The sequence below is a fragment of the Ruminococcus sp. RTP21359st1_H3_RTP21359_211015 genome, from assembly GCF_040909065.1.
Lineage (GTDB): Bacteria > Bacillota > Clostridia > Oscillospirales > Ruminococcaceae > Hominimerdicola > Hominimerdicola aceti.
Window position 1 is genome coordinate 52,892 of sequence record NZ_JBDGDD010000017.1, and the last position, 19,058, is coordinate 71,949.

Sequence of the window (19,058 nt, forward strand, 5' to 3'; positions counted from 1 at the left end):
ATTAGTGGGCGACCTCAGGTCGCCCATACATAAAATCGCATATCAATAAGTGGTAGGGGCGAACAGCGTTCGCCCGCAGTATTACATATCAAACAATGGGTACATAATTTCATTTTTATGACACATTCTGTAAATATTCTTCAAGGCAGAGGTTATTTTCATACATTTCCTTTGCCGCCTTTTCGCCAACATATCTGTAGTGCCATTCTTCTGGAATAATACCGGTAATATCTTGCTTTTCGGCTGTGTAACGCTCTATAAAGCCATATTTGTAGCTGTTTTTGGCGAGCCAATCCCATACTTCCTGATTTGTAACTCTGCTGTCACCGCTTGCGATATCGACGCACAGACCAAGCTCGTGTTCGCTTGTGCCGGGCATCGCCACCCATTCTTCCGCATAGGCTTTCGCCTTTTTGTCGCTGTAGCCTATTTTCTGATAGTGTTCATATTTGCTCTCAAGTATGTCCTGCTGATCCTCTGCGGTGCGGAACGATGATGTGATAGTTGGATATATCCCCTGCGAGCGTGCGTCATCAAACATTTTCTGAAGCTGTGGGTAAATGCGGCAGTCCACTGCCTGACCATTGTCAAGGGCGGTGAGTATCACTGAGCAATTCTCGCATATAGGCGTGTCATTGTTCACCAATGTGAGCTGCCAGTCCTGCCGGGCATTATACTCCGCAAGCTGAGATGAGGTCACGCTGTCGTCATAGGTGTATTCCACTGATGCAGGTGTGGATTGCTTCTTTGGCTTCATATCAGGAATGTAATATCTGTATATAAGTAATGCCACAACCAAAATAATGATTGCAGTGGCAATTACGATATGCTTTTTGTTTTTCTTTGTCATAATGACCGCTCCTTTGCTTTTGCTGTATCAATGATACCATACTAAAGAAGCTTTCGCACGAGTATTAGCTTAACTGTTTCTTAAGATTTTCTTAATGTGTCGGACTAGCGTTAAGCTATTGTCGGTGATAACAAATTTTGCATGACGATTTGTGCATATCGACGATTTTATAGAAAAGGTCTTGACTTGGAGTTAACTCCAGGTGGTAAAATGTAATCAATAAATAAAACTCTAGGAGGTAATTACCATGGCAGTAAAACAGACAGCAGGCAGAAATAGTCTTGGCGACCTTGCTCCTAAATTTGCAGAGCTTAATGATGACGTTCTTTTCGGCGAGGTATGGTCAAGAGAGGACAAGCTCTCACTGAGAGATCGTTGTATCGTTACGATAACAGCTCTTATGGCAAAGGGCATTACAGACAATTCTATCAAATATCATATCGAGAACGCTAAAAATCACGGAGTAACAAAGACAGAAATGGTGGAGATCATCACTCACGCCGCATTCTATGTTGGCTGGCCTAACGCTTGGGCTGTCTTTCCAATGGTAAGGGAAGCGTATGCTGAGGAAAAGGACGGCTGCTCAGATTCACTTTTCGGTCTTGGCGAGCCTAATGTGAACTTTGCTCAGTATTTTATCGGTAACAGCTATCTTAAACCGCTGAATGTCAAGGGCGTAGGCGTGTTCAACGTTACCTTTGAGCCAAAGTGCAGAAATAACTGGCATATCCACCACAAGGGCGGACAGATACTTCTTTGTACAGATGGCGAGGGCTGGTATCAGGAATGGGGTCAGCCTGCAAGAAAGCTACACCCTGGTGATGTTGTTTACATTGCTCCGGAGATAAAGCATTGGCACGGTGCAACAAAGGACGAGTGGTTCACGCACGTTGCTCTTGAGATACCTGCCGAGGGCACATCGAACGAGTGGTGCGAGCCTGTTTCAGACGAGCAGTATAATGCACTTTAATAGAGAGGTAAAGCTATGACTATTTCTGAAGTTAGTGAGAAATACGGGCTTACACCCGATACACTGAGATACTATGAGCGTATAGGACTTATCCCGCCTGTGCCAAGAACGAGAAGCGGTCTTAGGGACTATGATGAAAGCTCATGCAATTGGATAGAGTTCATAAAGTGCATGAGAGGCGCAGGTCTGCAAATAGAAGCCCTTATCGAGTATGTTGCTTTGTATCAGCAGGGCGACAGCACTATCGAGGCAAGAAAAAATCTGCTTATCGAGCAGAGAAAAGATCTCCTTGAAAAGCAGGCTGAGATAGCTGCGACTATTGACAGACTCAACTATAAGATAGACAATTACGAAAAGATATGCGCTAAGGTCATAAAGTGACGGATAAGGTCTTGTTACAAAGGACGGCAGTAAAATGCCGCCCTTTTTTTGCAAAACTTGCTCTTTTCTGCTTTGATTTTTAACAATTTTATGCTATAATAAAACATAAATAATATGATTCTCTAGGAATCGTGGAAACATTCACTTAACATTATAATAGAATAAAAACGAAGGATATGGAAAATACCAATGTGGAAAATAATAGCGGTGACAAAGAAGCAGAGAAACAGGAGGAATGTATATGACTTATAAAAAGAATGTTTTAAAAATGGTGATTGCCATCGTTTGTGTCATTTTGTTTGCTATGACTGCGTTTTATAGTGTGCCGAGATTCTCTTTGCTTTCGTCGGATGCAGTGTCAGCAACGGTTGTGGATGCGGACAAGCATGGGACTAGCGGTTATGCAGTATTAAAGGTAGATGAAGCCAGAGAGGATGGGGGAACGATATTTTTCCATTATTATTATCCAGGAAACAAGTCTCATCTAAAACCAGATGAAAGTGTGTTGGTAAGTGGTAACATCATGTTTATGGATGAATCGACAAAACAGGGTGTGAACGCAGACTTGGTTATCGGAACAAGGATGCCAGTACTTATATGTTTGATTTTATCCTTGCTGGGGGTGGTTGGTGCAATTTGCCTGTTACCATCTGCAATTCGCAATTTCCATAATAAACCGTGGAGTAGTGATGAGGAGATATATACTAGGAAAAAATTGGTGAATGCATTTTATACCGCTGAGGTTTTAGCACTTGTAGTTGCTTTGATTTTCTTTGTGGCTGGTATGACGCAAGTGGTTGGATATGCCTGTAAGAAAAATCATACAACAGGAAATGTAACATATCAAAATTCTCGACAGAGCTCCAAGTATGTCAAGGTGCATAGCGGGAACGGTGTCAGAAATTACAAATCACATTATGGGAAAGGCATTCGGTCAACCTATACGGTGCTGCAGATCAAGGCGAATTCGCCGGTCAATGGCACCGATGTGTTCTGGTACGAGGGAAATTGCATTATTCTGGGTAGCAAGAACGTTTATATAGGTTATAATGATGATTCTATGTCAGTCTTATCACAGTTTGAACTAGTAATGACGATCATAAGCGGTATGTTTTTATTAGTTCATGCAGTTTCTACAATGTTGATCAGTAAGAAAAATCCATATGGAGGAAAAATCTTCTGGTTTTTTAAATTCTGACAAGCTCTTTCAGGAGTTGTTTTATATAATTTCACTTAAAATATTTGAGAGAAATGTATAAAGCTATATTGACAATAGCATTTCTCGTTATGACCTATGAAATATCCATAGTATTTATTGCAATCGTTAAGGCTTCAACTTATTTTTGATAAAATGCCTCTTTTCAAATTACTATTAAGTGTGCTATGATCGATCATAGTGCAATACGCTCCTTCTTTCATTTTTTTATTTGCCTTTTGTTGCTTAAATGCGCTATTTTTTTCAACATTTTATTGTTGATTTTGGGGAAAGTTAAGCCCCGCCTGCGTTGACAAACAGCGGTTTTAATGGTATAATGGAATAGCCTACAGATTTGTGGGGATAATTTTGACAGAATGAAAAAAGGACGGTGCGCTATGGTAGTGAAAAATGTGGAGTTGCCTGAATACAGCGTGCTTATGTCTGTTTATGCAGGAGAGAAGCCTGAACATCTCAGGACAAGTATCGAGAGTATGCTGTCGCAGACCTATGTGACGAACGATTTTGTGCTTGTGTGCGATGGAAAGCTCACAAAGGAGCTTGACGAGGTAGTAGACTACTATGAGGAGAATTACGAGTGCTTTCACCCCATAAGGCTCAAGGAGAATGTTGGCACAGGAAGATGCGCTAACAGGGGTATAGACGCCTGCAAAAATGAGTATATAGTCAAAATGGACTCTGACGATATCGCTAAGCCTGACCGCTGTGAAAGGTCGCTTTATGCTTTGGCGAAGCACCCTGAGATAGATATGCTTGGGGCTTATATAGACGAGTTCGACAGTCAGACGGGCGAAGTGATAGCCACAAAGAAAACGCCACTGACCAATAAAGAGATACACAAATATGCAAGGCGGAGAAATCCGTTCAATAATCAGACCCTTGTTTATAAGAAATCCCGTGCTTTGAGCGTGGGAGGTTACAGCAATATAAAACGCTGTGAGGACTATGAGTTCGTGGTGAAAATGCTTGCGGACGGTGCAAGGGGAATAAATCTTGACAAAACGCTTGTGATGTACAGAGTCACGGCGAACAATTATGAGAGAAGAAGAAACTGGGCGAACACAAAGTCCTTTGTGAATGTCAGGTGGAAGATATTCCGTATGGGATATTCAAACCTGTGGGACTTTATTGTTCCATGCACTTTTCAGTTTTTCATTTTCATAATGCCGAAATCGCTGACAGGCAAGATATATAAGAGGTTTCTTAGGGGATAATGGAGAGCCGCAAACGTATAATAAGACAGCACATAAAATCAGCACTGCAAAAAACGCTTTTGCCGCTGTGCTACAAGCTGTCAAAGAAAAATGATATAGACAAAAAGCTCGTTATCCTTGCAGACCTTAACAGCGTTTCTACTCCTGAGAGCATGGAACTTATAAAAGCGGAGCTTCAAAGCCGTGGCTATAAGGTCAGGGAGATGTACTGCGACCTTTCAAGCTGTGGAATGGTCTCGGGGCTTAAATATATGATGAGCTTTATGAAAGTTTACGCAAATGCAAGGGCTGTGTTCATATGCAACTATTTTGTGCCTGTGACTTCCTGCAAAAAGCGTGAGGAAACCACAGTGGTTCAGCTTTGGCATTCCTGCGGAGCATTGAAAAAGTTCGGCTATGACAGCGAGGAGGATATATCTTCCCATTTCAAAGGCTCTGTTACAAGAAATTTTGACCTTATCACTGTGAGCAGTAAAGAGTGCATAAAGGCTTTTGTGTCTGCGTTCAGGCTGAAAGAAGATATCGTAAAGCCCCTTGGCGTCAGCCGTACGGACGTGTTCTTTGATGAAAGCTACAACGAGCAGTGCAGACGTGAGTTCTTTGAGAGATATCCCGACTATAAGGGCAAGAAGATAGTGCTTTATGCGCCGACGTTCAGGGGGAATGCTTTGGATTGTCATTGCGTGGGCGAGGAGTATGCCGCAGAGCTTGAAAAAAAGCTTGGTGAGGCTTGGAAAGTCATTATAAAAATGCACCCCAGACTTCACAGCGGGCTGACTAACTGCGATATTGCTACAAACAGGCTCATGCCTGTGGCAGACGTGCTTGTGACGGACTATTCGTCGCTTGTGTTCGAGTATGCACTGTATAAAAAGCCGTGGGTGATATTTGCCCCTGATATTGAGAGCTACAGCAAGGGCAGGAGCTTTTATCTTGATTATAAAACTGATATGCCTGCGCCTTTGGTGACGGAGGGAGAGAAGCTTGCACAGGCTGTGCTTGACAGTGAAAAGAGCTTTGACCATGAGGGCGTGGAGCGTTTCACGGAAAAATATATGTCTGCCTGCGACGGCAGGTCAACGGAAAGAATAATCGACAGCGCTTTGGAAAAAGAGCGTTTTTGACGGAGATGATAAAAATAGAAGGAAAAAAGTTTGATTGGTTCGGGCTTACCCAGATATTGAAAGAGCATAAGGGAAAGCTCAGACAGATAAGAATGTTGTCGGTGAACGAACTGAAAAAGAAGTATAAGGGCGCGGCGCTTGGCCCATTGTGGGCGCTTATAAAGCCGACCTTTACCCTGTTTATACTGTGGTTTGCCTTTGAGATAGGTTTAAAAAGAAACGGTGGAGTGCATTTTATTAACGGAAAGTATACTCAGTTCGTCTTCATGCTCACTGGCTATGTGCCGTGGTTTTATATTTCAGAATGTATCGTTGGAGGATCGAGGTCAATAAGAAGCAACAAGCAGTTTGTAACAAAGCTGTCCTTCCCTGTTTCAAATATCATGACCTTTACCTCACTTTCGGGACTTTATATCCACATTTTGCTGTGTGCTATAATGTATGTGGTGTTGCTGTGTCTGGGCTTTGGACCGAGTATTTACAATCTTCAGTTTATCTATTATGCGCTGATGATGTATTTTTTCTTCCTTGTGCTTTCGTGGATGACTGCTCCTCTCAGTGCGTTCAGCAAGGATTTTGAAAATCTTATAAACTCTGTTATAACAGGACTTTTCTGGCTTTCAGGTATATTCTGGAACACATATGATATCTCACCTTTGTGGCTGAGAAAGCTCATGTATTTCAACCCTATAAACTATTTTGTAAACGGCTATAGAAAGAGCTTTCTTACAGACACGTTTATTTTTGATTCTAACTATACCACCGAAACTATAGTGTTCTATGCGGAGTTTATCTTTATGATATTCCTCGGAGCGCACACCTATAAGAAGTTCAGGAAGATACTTCCTGACGTTCTGTAACAAAGGCTGAAAGGAACTGACTTTTAAATGGAAAATCAAGCGACTGAGCCAATTATTGAATTTTTGGACGTAAAAAAAGAATACTTTTTATATAAAAACGAAAAGGCACGTTTTAAGGCTATTTTCACAAAAAACAGGGGAGTAAAGAAGCACCCTGCCCTTAAAGGCGTGAGCTTCAAGATATACCCAGGCGAGTCTGTGGGAATTATCGGAAAGAACGGTGCAGGAAAATCGACCATTCTGAAAATGATAACAGGCGTAAGCTTTCCAAACAGCGGCACTATCACTGTGAGAGGAAAGGTTGCCGCATTGCTTGAGCTTACAGCAGGCTTTTCACTGGATATGACGGGTATGGAAAATATCTATCTAAAGGGCTATCTGCTTGGTCTTAATGACGATCAGATAAAGGAGATAGAGCAGGATATAATTGATTTTGCAGATCTTGGAGAGTATATCGACCAACCTGTAAGAACATATTCAAGCGGAATGAAAATGCGTCTTGGCTTTGCTATCAATATAAATATCAAGCCTGATATCCTCGTTGTTGACGAGGCACTGAGCGTTGGTGACGCAGACTTTCAGAAGAAGTGCCGTGACAAGATAAATGATGTTATCGCCACTGGTGTAACGGTACTGTTCGTTTCCCATTCACGCAAGGCTATCGAGGAAACTTGCACAAGGGCGATATTCCTAAAAGACGGCAAGGTGCAGGTGGACGGCACTGTTGAGGAAGCCTTTGACGCTTACGATAAGAAAAAATGATCATGAAAGCTTTTCGTTTTTTGACGGGAAGCTTTTTGTTTGCGCCTGTTATAGTTGATATTTGATAAGTATATACAATTATCAATATTTAATTTTGTGTAATAAATCATAGTCAAAAAGCTTTACAAAATCGCAAAAATGTGTTATAATAAGATATTATCGAAAGGAATTGATATTATGAATTGGGTTGAAATGGATATATATACCACAACAGAGGGCATCGAAGCAGTAACGGGAAGTCTGCTTGGAATGGGTATAAACGGCTTTGTTATCAAGGACGCAAAGGATTTTCAGGACTTTCTTGATGATAAGGACGGCAACTGGGATTATATAGATGATGACCTTATGGGTCTAAAAAACTGTGAAACTACAGTGACAGTTTATCTCCCTGAGAACGCTCAGGGTCTTGAAAATCTTGAAGCTATGAAGCTGGAGCTTAAAGCGCTCAAAAAGCGTGACGTGAACAATGAGTTCGGCAGACTTGAATATGAGCTTAAAAACGTCAAGGAAGAGGACTGGGCGAATAACTGGAAACAGTATTTCAAGCCCCTTTGCGTTGGCGAAAAGCTTCTTATAAAGCCGTCATGGGAAAAGGTCGCTGAGGGTGAAAAGAGAAAGATACTGGAAATAGACCCTGCTTCATCTTTCGGCACAGGTCAGCATAACACAACCCAGCTTTGTCTGGAGCTTGTGGAGAAAAATCTCCATGAGGGCGACAGTATACTTGACCTTGGGTGCGGAAGCGGAATACTTTCTATCGGCGCATTGCTCCTTGGTGCTGAAAGTGCAACAGCGGTGGACGTTGACGAAAATTCTGTTAAGATAGCAAAGGAAAATGCAGAGAAAAACCATATAAGCGCAGAAAAGTATACAGCTTACTGCGGAAATATCATAGACGATAAGGCTCTGGTGGAGCAGATAGGCACAGGCTATGACCTGCTTTGTGCAAATATCGTGGCAGATGTTCTTATAGGCATGAGCGGGATTTTCGGCGGATTTATCAAAGACGGCGGAACGCTTATAGTTTCAGGTATAATCGACCAGAGAAAAGACGAGGTGCTTGACAGGCTTAAAGCAGAGGGCTTTGAGCTTATTGAGATAAGAGAAAAAGAAGACTGGGTGGCTGCGTCATTCAGGAAATAAGAGATGAAAGGACGGATCAAAATGCAGTTATTGTTTTTGGTTATCAAGAGAATCGAGTTAGTAGACGAAATCATGCGTTCGCTGGCACAGGCAGGCATAAGAGGCGGAACGGTCATTGACAGCGTGGGAATGGCGAAATCTATTTCTACAATGGATAATCTGCCTATGATCGGCGTTCTGAGATCTATTCTCAGCGGCGAGGACGCTGCACAGAAGGGCAAGACCATTTTTGTTGCCGTTGCAGACGATCAGGTAGATGTTGCAAGAAAGGCGATAACTGATGTTACAGGCGACCTTTCACAGCCTAACGCAGGTGTGCTTTTCGGTGTGCCGATCAGCTTTGCAGAGGGCGTAAATTAACACTTTATACAAGATAAAAAGCGTTGCACTTTTCACAGTGTAACGCTTTTTTTGTGGATCAGTTTATTTTCATTTATGAAACTCTTAGAGAATAAAACAGATAAGTCCTGAACAGCCCTCGTTTATCATGCGCTCAATAGTTTCCTTTATCTTCATGCGTGCGTCCTCTGGAAGCTTTGAAAGCTTTGTGTGCAGACCCTCGCTCACAAGCTCATGGAGTGACTTGCCGAAAATGTTTGACTCCCATATCTTTTCAGGTGATTCCTCAAAATCGTTGAGCATATAAAGCACAAGCTCCTCAGATTGCTTTTCTGAGCCGACGATAGGTGCTACCTCGGTGTTGATAGTGGTTTTCAGAAGATGGATAGCTGGTGCGGCGGCTTTGAGCCTTACGCCGTATTTTCCACCCTGCTTTATTATCTCAGGCTCATCAAGGGTCAGCTCGTTCATTTCAGGCATAACTATTCCGTAGCCTGTTTTCTCCATTTCATCAAGGGCAGAGCTGAATTTTGAGAAACGCTCTTTTATCTTCACAAGCTCCAAAATTCTCGGCATAAGGTCGTTTTCGTCCTTTATCTCAAGCCCTGTGGCTTCGCCTATTATCCTGAAAAACAGCGCAGGGTCAAGCTCTACCTTTATGACAGCCGAGCCTTTTCCAAGGTCTATCTCGGCCACCGAGCCTGATGATACCTGCTCACAGCAGCATATCTTTTCGGCACAGTCTGAAATGTCACGAAGATTTGTCACAGCCGAAGCCGCTTCCTTGATATGTCCGAAAACCGCTTCTTTCAGCCAGTGACCCTTGTCAAGAGAGTTTATCCATGAGGGCATTGAGATGTTTATCTCTTTCACAGGGAAAGAGTATAGCAGAAGCGTAAGTATCTCTTTTATCTCTTTTTCCGAAAGCTCCAAACAGTTTATAGGCATAACTGTAGTGCCATATTTGTCAGAAAGCTGTTCGCAAAGGTCTTTTGTCTGCTGAGAGTAAGGCTCAGTGGTGTTCATAAGCACCACAAACGGCTTGCCTATCTGCTTCAGCTCGTCGATTATACGCTCCTCACATTCCTCGTATTCTTCACGGGGCAGGTCGGTGATACTTCCGTCTGTTGTCACCACAAGACCTATGGTGGAATGTTCTGTTATGACCTTTTGCGTTCCCACCTCAGCCGCCATGTTGAAAGGTACTTCCGTGTCAAACCACGGTGTGACCACCATTCTCGGGGCTTCATTCTCAATGTAGCCTATGGCGCTTGGGATTATGTAGCCCACACAGTCTATCATTCGCACGTTGAAGCTTGCTCCGCCCTCTAGGGTGATGTTCACAGCTTCCTCAGGAATGAACTTAGGCTCTGTGGTCATGATAGTCTTGCCTGCGGAGGACTGGGGCAGTTCGTCAATGGCACGCTCCTTGCGGTAGTCGCTTTCAATGTTCGGTATAACGAACTGCTCCATGAACTGTTTTATAAAGGTGGATTTTCCCGTGCGGACAGGACCTACCACGCCTATATAGATATCGCCCCCCGTCCGTGTGGCAATGTCGGTGTAAATATCGTTTTTCATGTGTCTGTCCTCCTAGTTCATTAATGGGATAAGCAACATTCCCTGTTTTGATATTTTATCGTCGGTAAGCTCGTTTTCTTCAAGTATGGCTGTTATGGAAGTTGAATACTTTTTCGCTATCTCCCAGATATCGTCGCTCTCATTGCAGTAGCATATTTTCAGAGCGTATTTGTCATTTTTCTCTTTCGGCTTATCTGTGAGTACCCTAAGCTCTGATATCATAGTCCCTGTCTGTTGAATAGTCATTTCGCCGCCTATCTTGATATCGGCTTTAAGCTCCGCTGTTGTTTCGTCTGCAAGATAGTATGTGCAGTTTTCTATGCACAGGTCAGGGGATATGGATATCTCACCATTGACATTCTCCGGAATGGGTATCTCATGCTCAAAAGGCGAATCGTTTTCAAGATAAAGGGGAGTGCCGTCCTCGTTCCTGCCGATAATACAGAACGTCACGCTTCCTGAGATGATAAAGGCTTTCTTTTCCTCGTCAAGCCTTGATGTCACATTGGAAAGGGTCGCCCAACTGTCGTGAACACAGCGTATCTCGCCCTCCTGGCAGGAAAGCTTTGCAGTAACACTGTGGCTGTCAGATAACTTTATGCTTTCGCTGTCAAGCTTGCTTTCACACCTTTCAGCCTCGCACTCAAAGCAGGTGGAATATGCGTCTGTGACGATCTCACAGGTGGAAAGCTTTTTGGCAACGCAGTTCACAAGAAGCACAAGCTCACATTCAAGTGTGCCGGAATCGTCAGACTTTGGTATGATATCACACCCCGCAGGGGTTATCCTCACGTCTGCGGTGAAAGTATCGTCAATGCCGTCTATGTCGATTATCTGTGAGAACGGCAGAGTAAACCGCATTGTTTCAGCGGTTTCTTCTCCATCGGTAGTTACGCAGGAGTAAAGCATCATTATCTCAGCGTCGCCCTTTGTCACAAGCTTGCCTGCTATCATTTTGTGTTCCTGTGGGATAATGCGGCAATCTGTCCGCAGGATAGTGCCAACAGGGGCTTTTGCCGCAGAAAGCTGCAATTCCTCTATTAGTGTGATACGCTTTGCAGCGGTAAGACGTTTTGCAGGGTATGTAACAGCAACTTTTTTAAGCTGAATGCCGCAGCCGAATGCGTCTGTGACTATAGGCACAGTTACTTCGCCCGTCACCTTTGCGTGGATAGTCACAGCACCCCTGATATCAAGTCTGCGCTGATTTACCACACGGCAGTTGACATAATCGCATTTTGGCGTGAGCCATATCATAGGGTCGCCGCAATCCCCTTGCAGGTCGAAAGACTTTGTGTAGTTCATTTTCTGTTCGATGCAGTTTATCCGCTTGTCATTCTGGCTGATGTAAAGCACTCTTATGAGCACTGCCATGTCAAAGCTGAGCTTTCCGCCGTTTATGGAATGGCTCTGTACTGTTGGCATGATAACGCATTTCAGTACCCTGAAAATATCGGGATAATAGTCGGGCAGCAGAAAATCCTTTTCCACAGCCTGCTCGCAGGAGGCGTCAAGGATAGTCCGTGTCATTGACAGCATCTCTCTGTTAAGCTTAAGATCCATAGTGTTCATCTTGTCTGTTTCCTCCTAAAAATAAACTGATCATACGATCGTAAAGGGCTTGTAATGCCCTGCTGAGAACATTATATTCACTTGGGACGGGTCATATTCTGAAAATCTCAGACAAATTTAACGTTTTTTGTCGGCAGAGGCTTTTTCACACAGCGTAAAGGCTTTTCATAGACTAAGATATGTCATTGTATCTGACATAATACTGTCTGAAAGGAAACATAATAGTATGAATGGTCTACTTTGGGCTGCGGCAGGCACGGGCTTTACATTCTCTATGACGACGTTAGGTGCGGCTGTGGTCTTTTTCATGAGAAAAGAGGGGCAGAGCGAAAAGGTGCAGAAAGCCTTTTTAGGCTTTGCCGCAGGCGTTATGATAGCCGCAAGCGTGTGGAGCTTGCTTATCCCTGCCATAAACGAGGCGGAAGCTCTCGGCAGGATAGGCTGGATACCTGCCGCAGGCGGCTTTGCGCTAGGCGTGCTGTTTCTTATGGGGCTTGACAAGGCAATGCCTTATTTTCTACCTGAGCCTGAAAGGGAAGAGGGCGTCCGCAGGGGGCTAAAGCGTTCGGGAATGCTTATTTTCGCTATCACACTGCACAATATCCCGGAGGGCATGGCAGTAGGTCTTGCCTTTGCACTGGCGGCACATAATGACAGCTCGGTACTGCTGGCTTCTGCTATCGCACTTGCCATAGGCATGGGAATACAGAACTTTCCGGAGGGTGCGGCTATCGCACTGCCGCTGAGGCAATCGGGCATGGGCAGGGCGAAAGCATTCGGCCTTGGCACTCTTTCTGGAATTGTTGAGCCTGTTTTCGGACTTCTCACCGTTCTTGCCGCAGGTGCTATCCAACCGCTTCTTCCGTGGCTTCTTGCCTTTGCCGCAGGAGCAATGCTCTATGTGGTGGTGGAGGAGCTTATCCCCGAAGCACATCTGGGGGAAGGTCACATGGGAACAGTTGGCGTAATGCTAGGCTTCTTGCTTATGATGATACTTGATGTGGCGCTAGGATAAAAAGGCATATTTGTTAAAAACTGCGGTAAAATTTTTCACCGCAGTTTTTTTGTTGTGATAACGCACAAGTATCATGTGTTGACTTTGTGAGTTATTGCTTTCGTCTTTTTGACGTTTTTCGGTTGACAAACGGGGCATGATTTGGTATAATTGAATATGTGTAAAATATGTTCTGCTAAAAAGATAAAAAGAACAAAAAGAGAGCAGCGATAACCCTAAGACAACGAAAGGACAGATGAGAATTGACAAAGATCACTCGCACCTTTATTGCCTCTGCAGCGGCGTGTTTACTCGCCATTATGCTTATGACAGTAAGGTGCTTTGCTTATGATTATTCCACTATCACCGGCACAAAAGCCAGCGGTGCGGAAATAAGCGGATATTCAGGGGCGCTTGAAGTGAACGTGCTTGACTTCGGCGCAGACAAAAATGGAAAGAAAGACTCCTCAAAGGCGATACAGAAAGCCCTTGACTACGCCATTGACAACGGCTCCAACTCTGTGCAGATAAAGGTCGTTGTGCCGAAAGGAAAATACAGGATAGACAAGCTTTTGGAGATATATTCAAACACTTGGCTGTATCTTGAGGACGGAGCGACTATCGTCAGAAATTTTGACAAGGGCTGTATGATAAAGAACGCTCAGGCAAATGGTGCGGGTGGATATGGCAGCGAGAGAAATATCGTTATCGAAGGAGGCTGTTGGGACGGCAACCCTTCGCCTACTTCAAGACCATTTTCTAATATGAGATTTGGTCACATGAAAAACCTTTGGATAAAGAACGTTGAGATAAAAAACAATTACAATGGTCATCATGTTGAGATAGGCGGAGTAAAGGGCATCACTATCGAGGACTGCGATTTTCACGGCTATACGGGAACATCTCAGAAAGAGGCTATACAGCTAGATACCATAAGTAACAGTGATGTTTTTCCGGCGTATGAGCCTTTTGACGATACCCCTTGCGACAATGCTGTAATAAAAAACAACAAATTCCATGACCTTATAAGAGGTCTTGGCTCACATTCAGCTTGTCTTGGTGTATATTATACTAATACACTTATATCAGGCAACTCATTTTATAATATGAGCGGAACAGCTATCGTACTTATTAATCATAAAAAATGTATAATTGAAAACAATACTATGAAAAACGTTGGCTGTGCCATAGATTTCAAGTACATGACCGATTATGAAAATGCAAATTTCCATGTGCCTAATTCAGGCTATGCAGGCATAAAGGATCGTCTTGACGATAATGCCAATACCATAATAAGAAACAACGACATAACTGTAGTGGGTACATATTATTATCCCCAGCCGTATGCTATCCAGATATTCGGCAAGAAGCTTGAAAAGTCATACTCACACCCTGATTACAATTACACTGTAAAGGGCGTGAAGATAGTAGACAACACTATAAAAACAGCTGGTTCGGCAGTAAGGCTCACGGACGTTTCGGGAATTTTCATAGGTTCTAACGATATAAGCTATGACTATGACAGATATAATTATTCCATGGATCTTATATGGCTCAGTGAATCGTCACAGGTGACTGTGACCAAGAATAAGCTTACAGGCACAAAGCAGAACAGCGTTTATATAAGCGGTGGTTCAGGCAATGAGGTAAGCTCAAATACCATTAAAAAGCCAGGCGTGTCGGGAGTTTATGTTTCAGGCGGTTCTGATAAAAATACCATATCAGGCAATACTATAACCTCCGCAGGCTCCAACGGCATAAAGATAACCAAAGAAGCTAAGGCAGATGTGAGAAAAAACACTGTTAAGAAGTCTAAAAATCACGGACTTATATTCACTGGCGGAAGCGGTAAGGCTTCTGACAATATCCTTGAAGAAAACGGTCTAAGCGGTCTTATGGCTGACAACAGCGCTTCTGTGGAATTTTTCAACAACACCTGCAATAAAAATAAAGGCTACGGAATAAAAGCTAATAAGAAATCTCAGGTTAAAATAAGCGGAAACAGCTTTGCTGACAACAGCAAGGGCGATATTTACGTCACAGGCAGTGCGGCAGTGCTTCTGAATGCACCTGATAACGTAAAGTCGCAGGATATCTGCTCTGATAAGCTCACTTTAACATGGGACGAGGTGTCGCAGGCTGACGGCTATTATGTTTACAGAAGGACCGACGCTGAGGACGCAGAGTTTGAGCAGATAGCTACTGTAACAGACGGCACTTCATTTACAGACTATGGACTTGTTCCAAAAACAAGATATGTTTATAAAGTGAAAGCTTTTCTTGATACTGTTGACAGTGTCCAAGAGGGAAGCGACAGTGCGGATATGAGCATAAAAACAAAGCTCACTATTGTGGGCTGTACCACAAATATGCGTGGCTCTATGTCATACACTGGCAAGGAGAGAACACAGATATTTGACGTTTTTGTAGACGGAGAAACGCTTATTCCTGACGTTGATTACAGAACAGTTTACTCTGACAACGTGAACATTGGAACTGCAAAGGTGACGGTTATAGGCATTGGTCAGTATTGCGACTCGGCTGATTTTCAGTTTGACATAACACTAAAGTCTGACAATGTGATGGTCATAAAGCCACAGGAGCTTAACCGCAAGTCTATCGTTACGGGCAAGCCTACAATGAAATCACAGGGCTATGAGGTAGCAGAAGCGGTCAAGGATAAGCTTGACCACACATCTCACAGAGAGCCTGCCATAGTGGTGAACTACAATTCACCTTCACAGGTCATTGCAAAGGCGAGAGCCGATATGCTGGATCTTAGAGTGCGCTCATATCGTGAGCTTACAGGGGAAACTATTTACGGCGCTTGGCTGTAAGCTATAAAAATTGGCATAAAAAACACGGCTGATATTTTTTTTCAGCCGTGTTTTTTTTGTATGTCTTTATTCTTTCCTTACTGTGGTGTCTGCTGAACGTCCTGCATTTGCGGAGCAAAATTTGCAAGGGAATAGAGCCTGTTCATGAAATCACCGTCAACAAAGAGATTTTTCACAAGCACCTTTGTGTCAGGATTTTTGTTCTTAGGGTTGATCGTCTGCTGATAAACTGTTAGATAATTCTCATTGCCTGACTTGCTCACATAGCAATCTATCACCATATATGTAGGCAGGAATTGAGTAACAGCCGTCTGATAATCAAAAAGCGTGTAAGGGCTTTGCTCCATTGAAACCTTAAATGACTTTATGTCCTCAGGCACCATGAATTTGTATGCACCCTTGAGGTTTTTGTATTCTGCCCAATCGTCCTCAGACTCGATAAAAGGCTCTTTTGACTTGATTCTCACACCGCCCACAAGGAAAGCCAGCAGAAGGATAAATTCACTGCCCCATACTATCCACAGGATCGTGCCGTTCACAAGCGAGCCGTTATCTTTTGATGAATGTGATGACTTGTAAGACCAGCGACCCTCCTTGTTGATAGACTTTATATCATTCCAAAGGTCGGAAGGGTGTGCGATTATGTCAAAAAGTCCTGTTTTATCATAATCTCTGTAATCATAAGTGTAGTCGTAAGCGTTCATGGTGTATGACTTTTCAAGGCTTTTCTGTGCGGATTTTTTATCCTTGCCAAGAAGCTTGTCAAGCTCGAAAAACTGCCATACAGACTTTTTCTGCATGGTGGCAATGTCCTTGTCTGAGAAATCGCCTGTTGAATCGTTGCTGAAAAGATCATATGCCTTGGTCTGGTGATAAAAGTCATAATAATCACCGAAGCCGTCTGTGTTTTCATCGAAAAGCATATTCAGCTCGTCATAATAATCATAGGCTGTGTATTCACCCATAAGCTCATAGCCATATTTTTTCAGATCGTTGTAATCATACAGCGCCCATTTAAAATATGAGGCTAATAAAAAGCCCACCACTGCACAGGCAACTGCCACAACTGTGTTTCGCATTTTGAATGCTCTGACTATCTTTCCTCCCACAAAGCCAAGTGCGCATGACACCGCTATCGCAGCGATAACGTTGAGATAGATGATAGTGCACCAGCCCTCAAAAAGCAGATAGAGCCAGAAAATCAATCCGCCGCATACTGCCGTTGCAAGCACCATGAGCACTGCTCCAACTGGGCTGAATTTGCCCGACTCTTTGTAATGTTTGTGTTCTCCCATTTAAAATACCCCCTTATATACTTCAGGCATAAGCCATGAAGAAATTATATCACAAATTTAAAGATTTTTCAATAGTTTTGCTGAATTTATGCAGGCATAAAGAGAAATTTTTGTGGAAAACTATTTGCAATTATGAAAGGAGCGAATTTAGATGATAGAAAAGGATACAATAAAGCTTCTCAGGGAGTGCGATGCAGGAATAAAAATGGGCGTGTAGTCTATTGAGGATTCGCTGAAATACACTTCAAACGGAGAGCTAAAGCGAACGTTAGAGAAAAATCTTGCAGGGCATGTGGAGATACAAGAGAAGCTTCAGGGACTTTTAAATTCATATCATGACAGCGGAAAAGAACCGCCTGCTATGGCAAAGGGCATGGCATGGCTTAAAACCAACTTCAAGCTTGCGGCAGAGAGCAGTGACGACGCTGTGGCAGATTTTATAACAGACGGCTGTAATATGGGCGTGAAGTCCCTGTCTGGATATCTCAACAATTATAAGGCGGCAGACGAGAAGTCCAAGAACATTGCCAAGGAGCTTATATGTCTTGAGGAACGCCTTTCTGTAGACATGAGAGGATATCTCTCTGCAAAATAGGCATGAAAATGGCAGCCGTGGAGTTTTTCCTACACGGCTGCCTTGATTTTATTTAGATACAACGCAGTTTTTGCCCTGATTTTTGCCCTTGTATAGCAACTTATCCACTTTTGAGATACCCTCGTCATAGTTTTCGTTCGGAGTCACTGAGTAAACTCCAAAAGTCATGGATATATTGAAACTTCGAGAATTTTCCTTAAATGTACACTCATGTATTTTCTGGCAAATGCTCTTTGCTATCTTCTCACAGCTTTCTGTGTCTGTATTTGGCACAACGAATAGTATTTCCTCACCGCCCCAACGGCACACATAGCCCTCGCTAGGCACGTTTCCAGCTATAACATCTGATACCACTCTAAGAACCTCGTCACCGACTTCGTGACCATATGTATCATTAACGTGCTTGAAATCATCGATATCGCCCAAACACATAGAATATACGCTGTTTGTCCTGCGGCTGTTGCTTTCTATCTTTTTGATAAAATCCATCATGGCACGGCGGTTGAAAAGCTGAGTGAGTGGGTCGATAGTAGCGAGCTTTTGAAGCTTTTCGTTCTGTGCTTTTGCTTCACGCTTGTTATGCTCATTTGTGAAAATGTATATGGAAGATACATAGATAATTATAATAAAGCTGCATAGAGTATTGTAAATGTATAAGATATTCTCTCTGTTGGTATCAAAGCTGTAAGGTGCGACCCTGTTTGTGACTATGATACGCATGACTATGAACACAACAACATCAAAGGACGAAAGTATATATGGTATCGCTTTCCTGTTTTGTACAATGAAAAATGGAATAGGTATTATACACAGCATTATCTGCGTAAATCCTGCTGACCAGCCTATGTAATAAGCACCCATGCAGGCGTGTACTATTATCTCGCCAAGCACAAGGTAAGTAAATGACATTTTGCCTATCTTCTTAAAATGAAGCAGGAAATACATCGCTGCATAGAATGCTACGCTGAAATAGTTGTAATATACCATTTGGTATACTCCGAACCGATAAAACAGCACAAGATATATTATATGACCTAACAGCAGTATGATATCACCATAGCGATATATTTCCTCTGCGGTGAACATTCCTGCAAAGAGGTTTATTTCTTTTTTTATTTTCATACATTTGTTTCTTTCTTTGATATTTGGTTTAATGTTATAAACAAAAACACTTTACTTTAACAGATATATTATATACTATTTTAAACGTTTTTGCAAGACTAAATTTGTACAAATTATCATGATGAATGTAGTGCTACAATAGATATTGGACAAAATTAAGAAAAAAGAAAAGAGAGATAGGCAAAAATCTGATAAAATAAAGT

At 42.8% G+C, this 19,058-nt stretch carries 17 protein-coding genes; 12 read left to right on the forward strand and 5 right to left on the reverse strand.

Going from position 1 to position 19,058, the window contains the following annotated elements; translation table 11 throughout:
* Positions 1 to 115 precede the first annotated feature (115 nt).
* Entirely contained in the window at positions 116 to 850 is a 735-nt protein-coding gene (locus tag AB5Z01_RS08575) for a D-alanyl-D-alanine carboxypeptidase family protein (protein WP_368365465.1), read from the reverse strand.
* 247 nt (positions 851 to 1,097) lie between these two features.
* Between AB5Z01_RS08575 and AB5Z01_RS08580 the strand changes: the two genes are divergently transcribed.
* The 9 genes from AB5Z01_RS08580 (at position 1,098) to AB5Z01_RS08620 (ending at position 8,880) form a co-directional block, all read left to right on the forward strand.
* A complete protein-coding gene (locus tag AB5Z01_RS08580) occupies positions 1,098 to 1,820 on the forward strand; it encodes a carboxymuconolactone decarboxylase family protein (protein WP_287214396.1) in 723 nt (240 codons plus the stop codon).
* Positions 1,821 to 1,835: 15 nt separating this feature from the next.
* Positions 1,836 to 2,201: a MerR family transcriptional regulator gene (locus AB5Z01_RS08585; protein ID WP_022288488.1), complete on the forward strand. Its 366-nt coding sequence runs from the start codon at positions 1,836 to 1,838 to the stop codon at positions 2,199 to 2,201.
* 241 nt (positions 2,202 to 2,442) lie between these two features.
* Positions 2,443 to 3,399: a hypothetical protein gene (locus tag AB5Z01_RS08590; protein ID WP_287214398.1), complete on the forward strand. Its 957-nt coding sequence runs from the start codon at positions 2,443 to 2,445 to the stop codon at positions 3,397 to 3,399.
* 395 nt (positions 3,400 to 3,794) lie between these two features.
* On the forward strand, positions 3,795 to 4,631 hold the full coding sequence (locus AB5Z01_RS08595; RefSeq protein WP_256322002.1) for a glycosyltransferase: 837 nt from the start codon (positions 3,795 to 3,797) through the stop codon (positions 4,629 to 4,631).
* Positions 4,631 to 5,755 (forward strand): CDP-glycerol glycerophosphotransferase family protein, encoded by a 1,125-nt coding sequence (locus AB5Z01_RS08600; RefSeq protein WP_287214400.1) that lies wholly within the window; start codon positions 4,631 to 4,633, stop codon positions 5,753 to 5,755. The genes AB5Z01_RS08595 and AB5Z01_RS08600 overlap by 1 nt, the downstream gene beginning before the upstream one ends.
* A gap of 5 nt (positions 5,756 to 5,760) precedes the next feature.
* Positions 5,761 to 6,615: an ABC transporter permease gene (locus AB5Z01_RS08605; protein ID WP_147337897.1), complete on the forward strand. Its 855-nt coding sequence runs from the start codon at positions 5,761 to 5,763 to the stop codon at positions 6,613 to 6,615.
* Positions 6,616 to 6,642: 27 nt separating this feature from the next.
* Positions 6,643 to 7,377, forward strand: a complete 735-nt coding sequence (locus tag AB5Z01_RS08610) for an ABC transporter ATP-binding protein (RefSeq protein WP_038670818.1) — start codon at positions 6,643 to 6,645, stop codon at positions 7,375 to 7,377.
* Positions 7,378 to 7,554: 177 nt separating this feature from the next.
* Positions 7,555 to 8,520, forward strand: coding sequence for a 50S ribosomal protein L11 methyltransferase (gene prmA / locus AB5Z01_RS08615; protein WP_117876250.1), 966 nt, complete (start codon positions 7,555 to 7,557; stop codon positions 8,518 to 8,520).
* A gap of 21 nt (positions 8,521 to 8,541) precedes the next feature.
* The gene (locus AB5Z01_RS08620; RefSeq protein WP_022288482.1) at positions 8,542 to 8,880 is read left to right on the forward strand and encodes a hypothetical protein; all 339 of its coding nucleotides are present in this window, start codon (positions 8,542 to 8,544) and stop codon (positions 8,878 to 8,880) included.
* Between the two features lie 84 nt (positions 8,881 to 8,964).
* Here the strand turns inward: AB5Z01_RS08620 and spoIVA are convergent, their stop codons facing one another.
* Positions 8,965 to 10,440, reverse strand: a complete 1,476-nt coding sequence (gene spoIVA, locus AB5Z01_RS08625) for a stage IV sporulation protein A (protein WP_022288481.1) — start codon at positions 10,438 to 10,440, stop codon at positions 8,965 to 8,967.
* 12 nt (positions 10,441 to 10,452) lie between these two features.
* A complete protein-coding gene (locus AB5Z01_RS08630; RefSeq protein ID WP_117957667.1) occupies positions 10,453 to 12,012 on the reverse strand; it encodes an SPOCS domain-containing protein in 1,560 nt (519 codons plus the stop codon).
* A gap of 226 nt (positions 12,013 to 12,238) precedes the next feature.
* On the opposite strand from AB5Z01_RS08630, the gene AB5Z01_RS08635 reads away from it, so the two are divergent.
* Both AB5Z01_RS08635 and AB5Z01_RS08640 read left to right on the forward strand, forming a co-directional pair.
* Complete coding sequence (locus tag AB5Z01_RS08635; protein WP_022288479.1) at positions 12,239 to 13,027, forward strand: ZIP family metal transporter; 789 nt, start codon at positions 12,239 to 12,241, stop codon at positions 13,025 to 13,027.
* Between the two features lie 242 nt (positions 13,028 to 13,269).
* Positions 13,270 to 15,843, forward strand: coding sequence for a right-handed parallel beta-helix repeat-containing protein (locus AB5Z01_RS08640; RefSeq protein WP_368365466.1), 2,574 nt, complete (start codon positions 13,270 to 13,272; stop codon positions 15,841 to 15,843).
* Between the two features lie 77 nt (positions 15,844 to 15,920).
* Here AB5Z01_RS08640 and AB5Z01_RS08645 read toward each other — a convergent pair whose 3' ends face one another.
* Complete coding sequence (locus AB5Z01_RS08645) at positions 15,921 to 17,138, reverse strand: hypothetical protein (RefSeq protein WP_287214406.1); 1,218 nt, start codon at positions 17,136 to 17,138, stop codon at positions 15,921 to 15,923.
* Between the two features lie 292 nt (positions 17,139 to 17,430).
* Here AB5Z01_RS08645 and AB5Z01_RS08650 point away from each other — a divergent pair, with 292 nt between their 5' ends.
* Positions 17,431 to 17,733: a hypothetical protein gene (locus AB5Z01_RS08650; protein ID WP_368365467.1), complete on the forward strand. Its 303-nt coding sequence runs from the start codon at positions 17,431 to 17,433 to the stop codon at positions 17,731 to 17,733.
* Between the two features lie 48 nt (positions 17,734 to 17,781).
* Here the strand turns inward: AB5Z01_RS08650 and AB5Z01_RS08655 are convergent, their stop codons facing one another.
* Complete coding sequence (locus AB5Z01_RS08655) at positions 17,782 to 18,855, reverse strand: GGDEF domain-containing protein (protein WP_195220670.1); 1,074 nt, start codon at positions 18,853 to 18,855, stop codon at positions 17,782 to 17,784.
* Between the last annotated feature and the right edge of the window lie 203 nt (positions 18,856 to 19,058).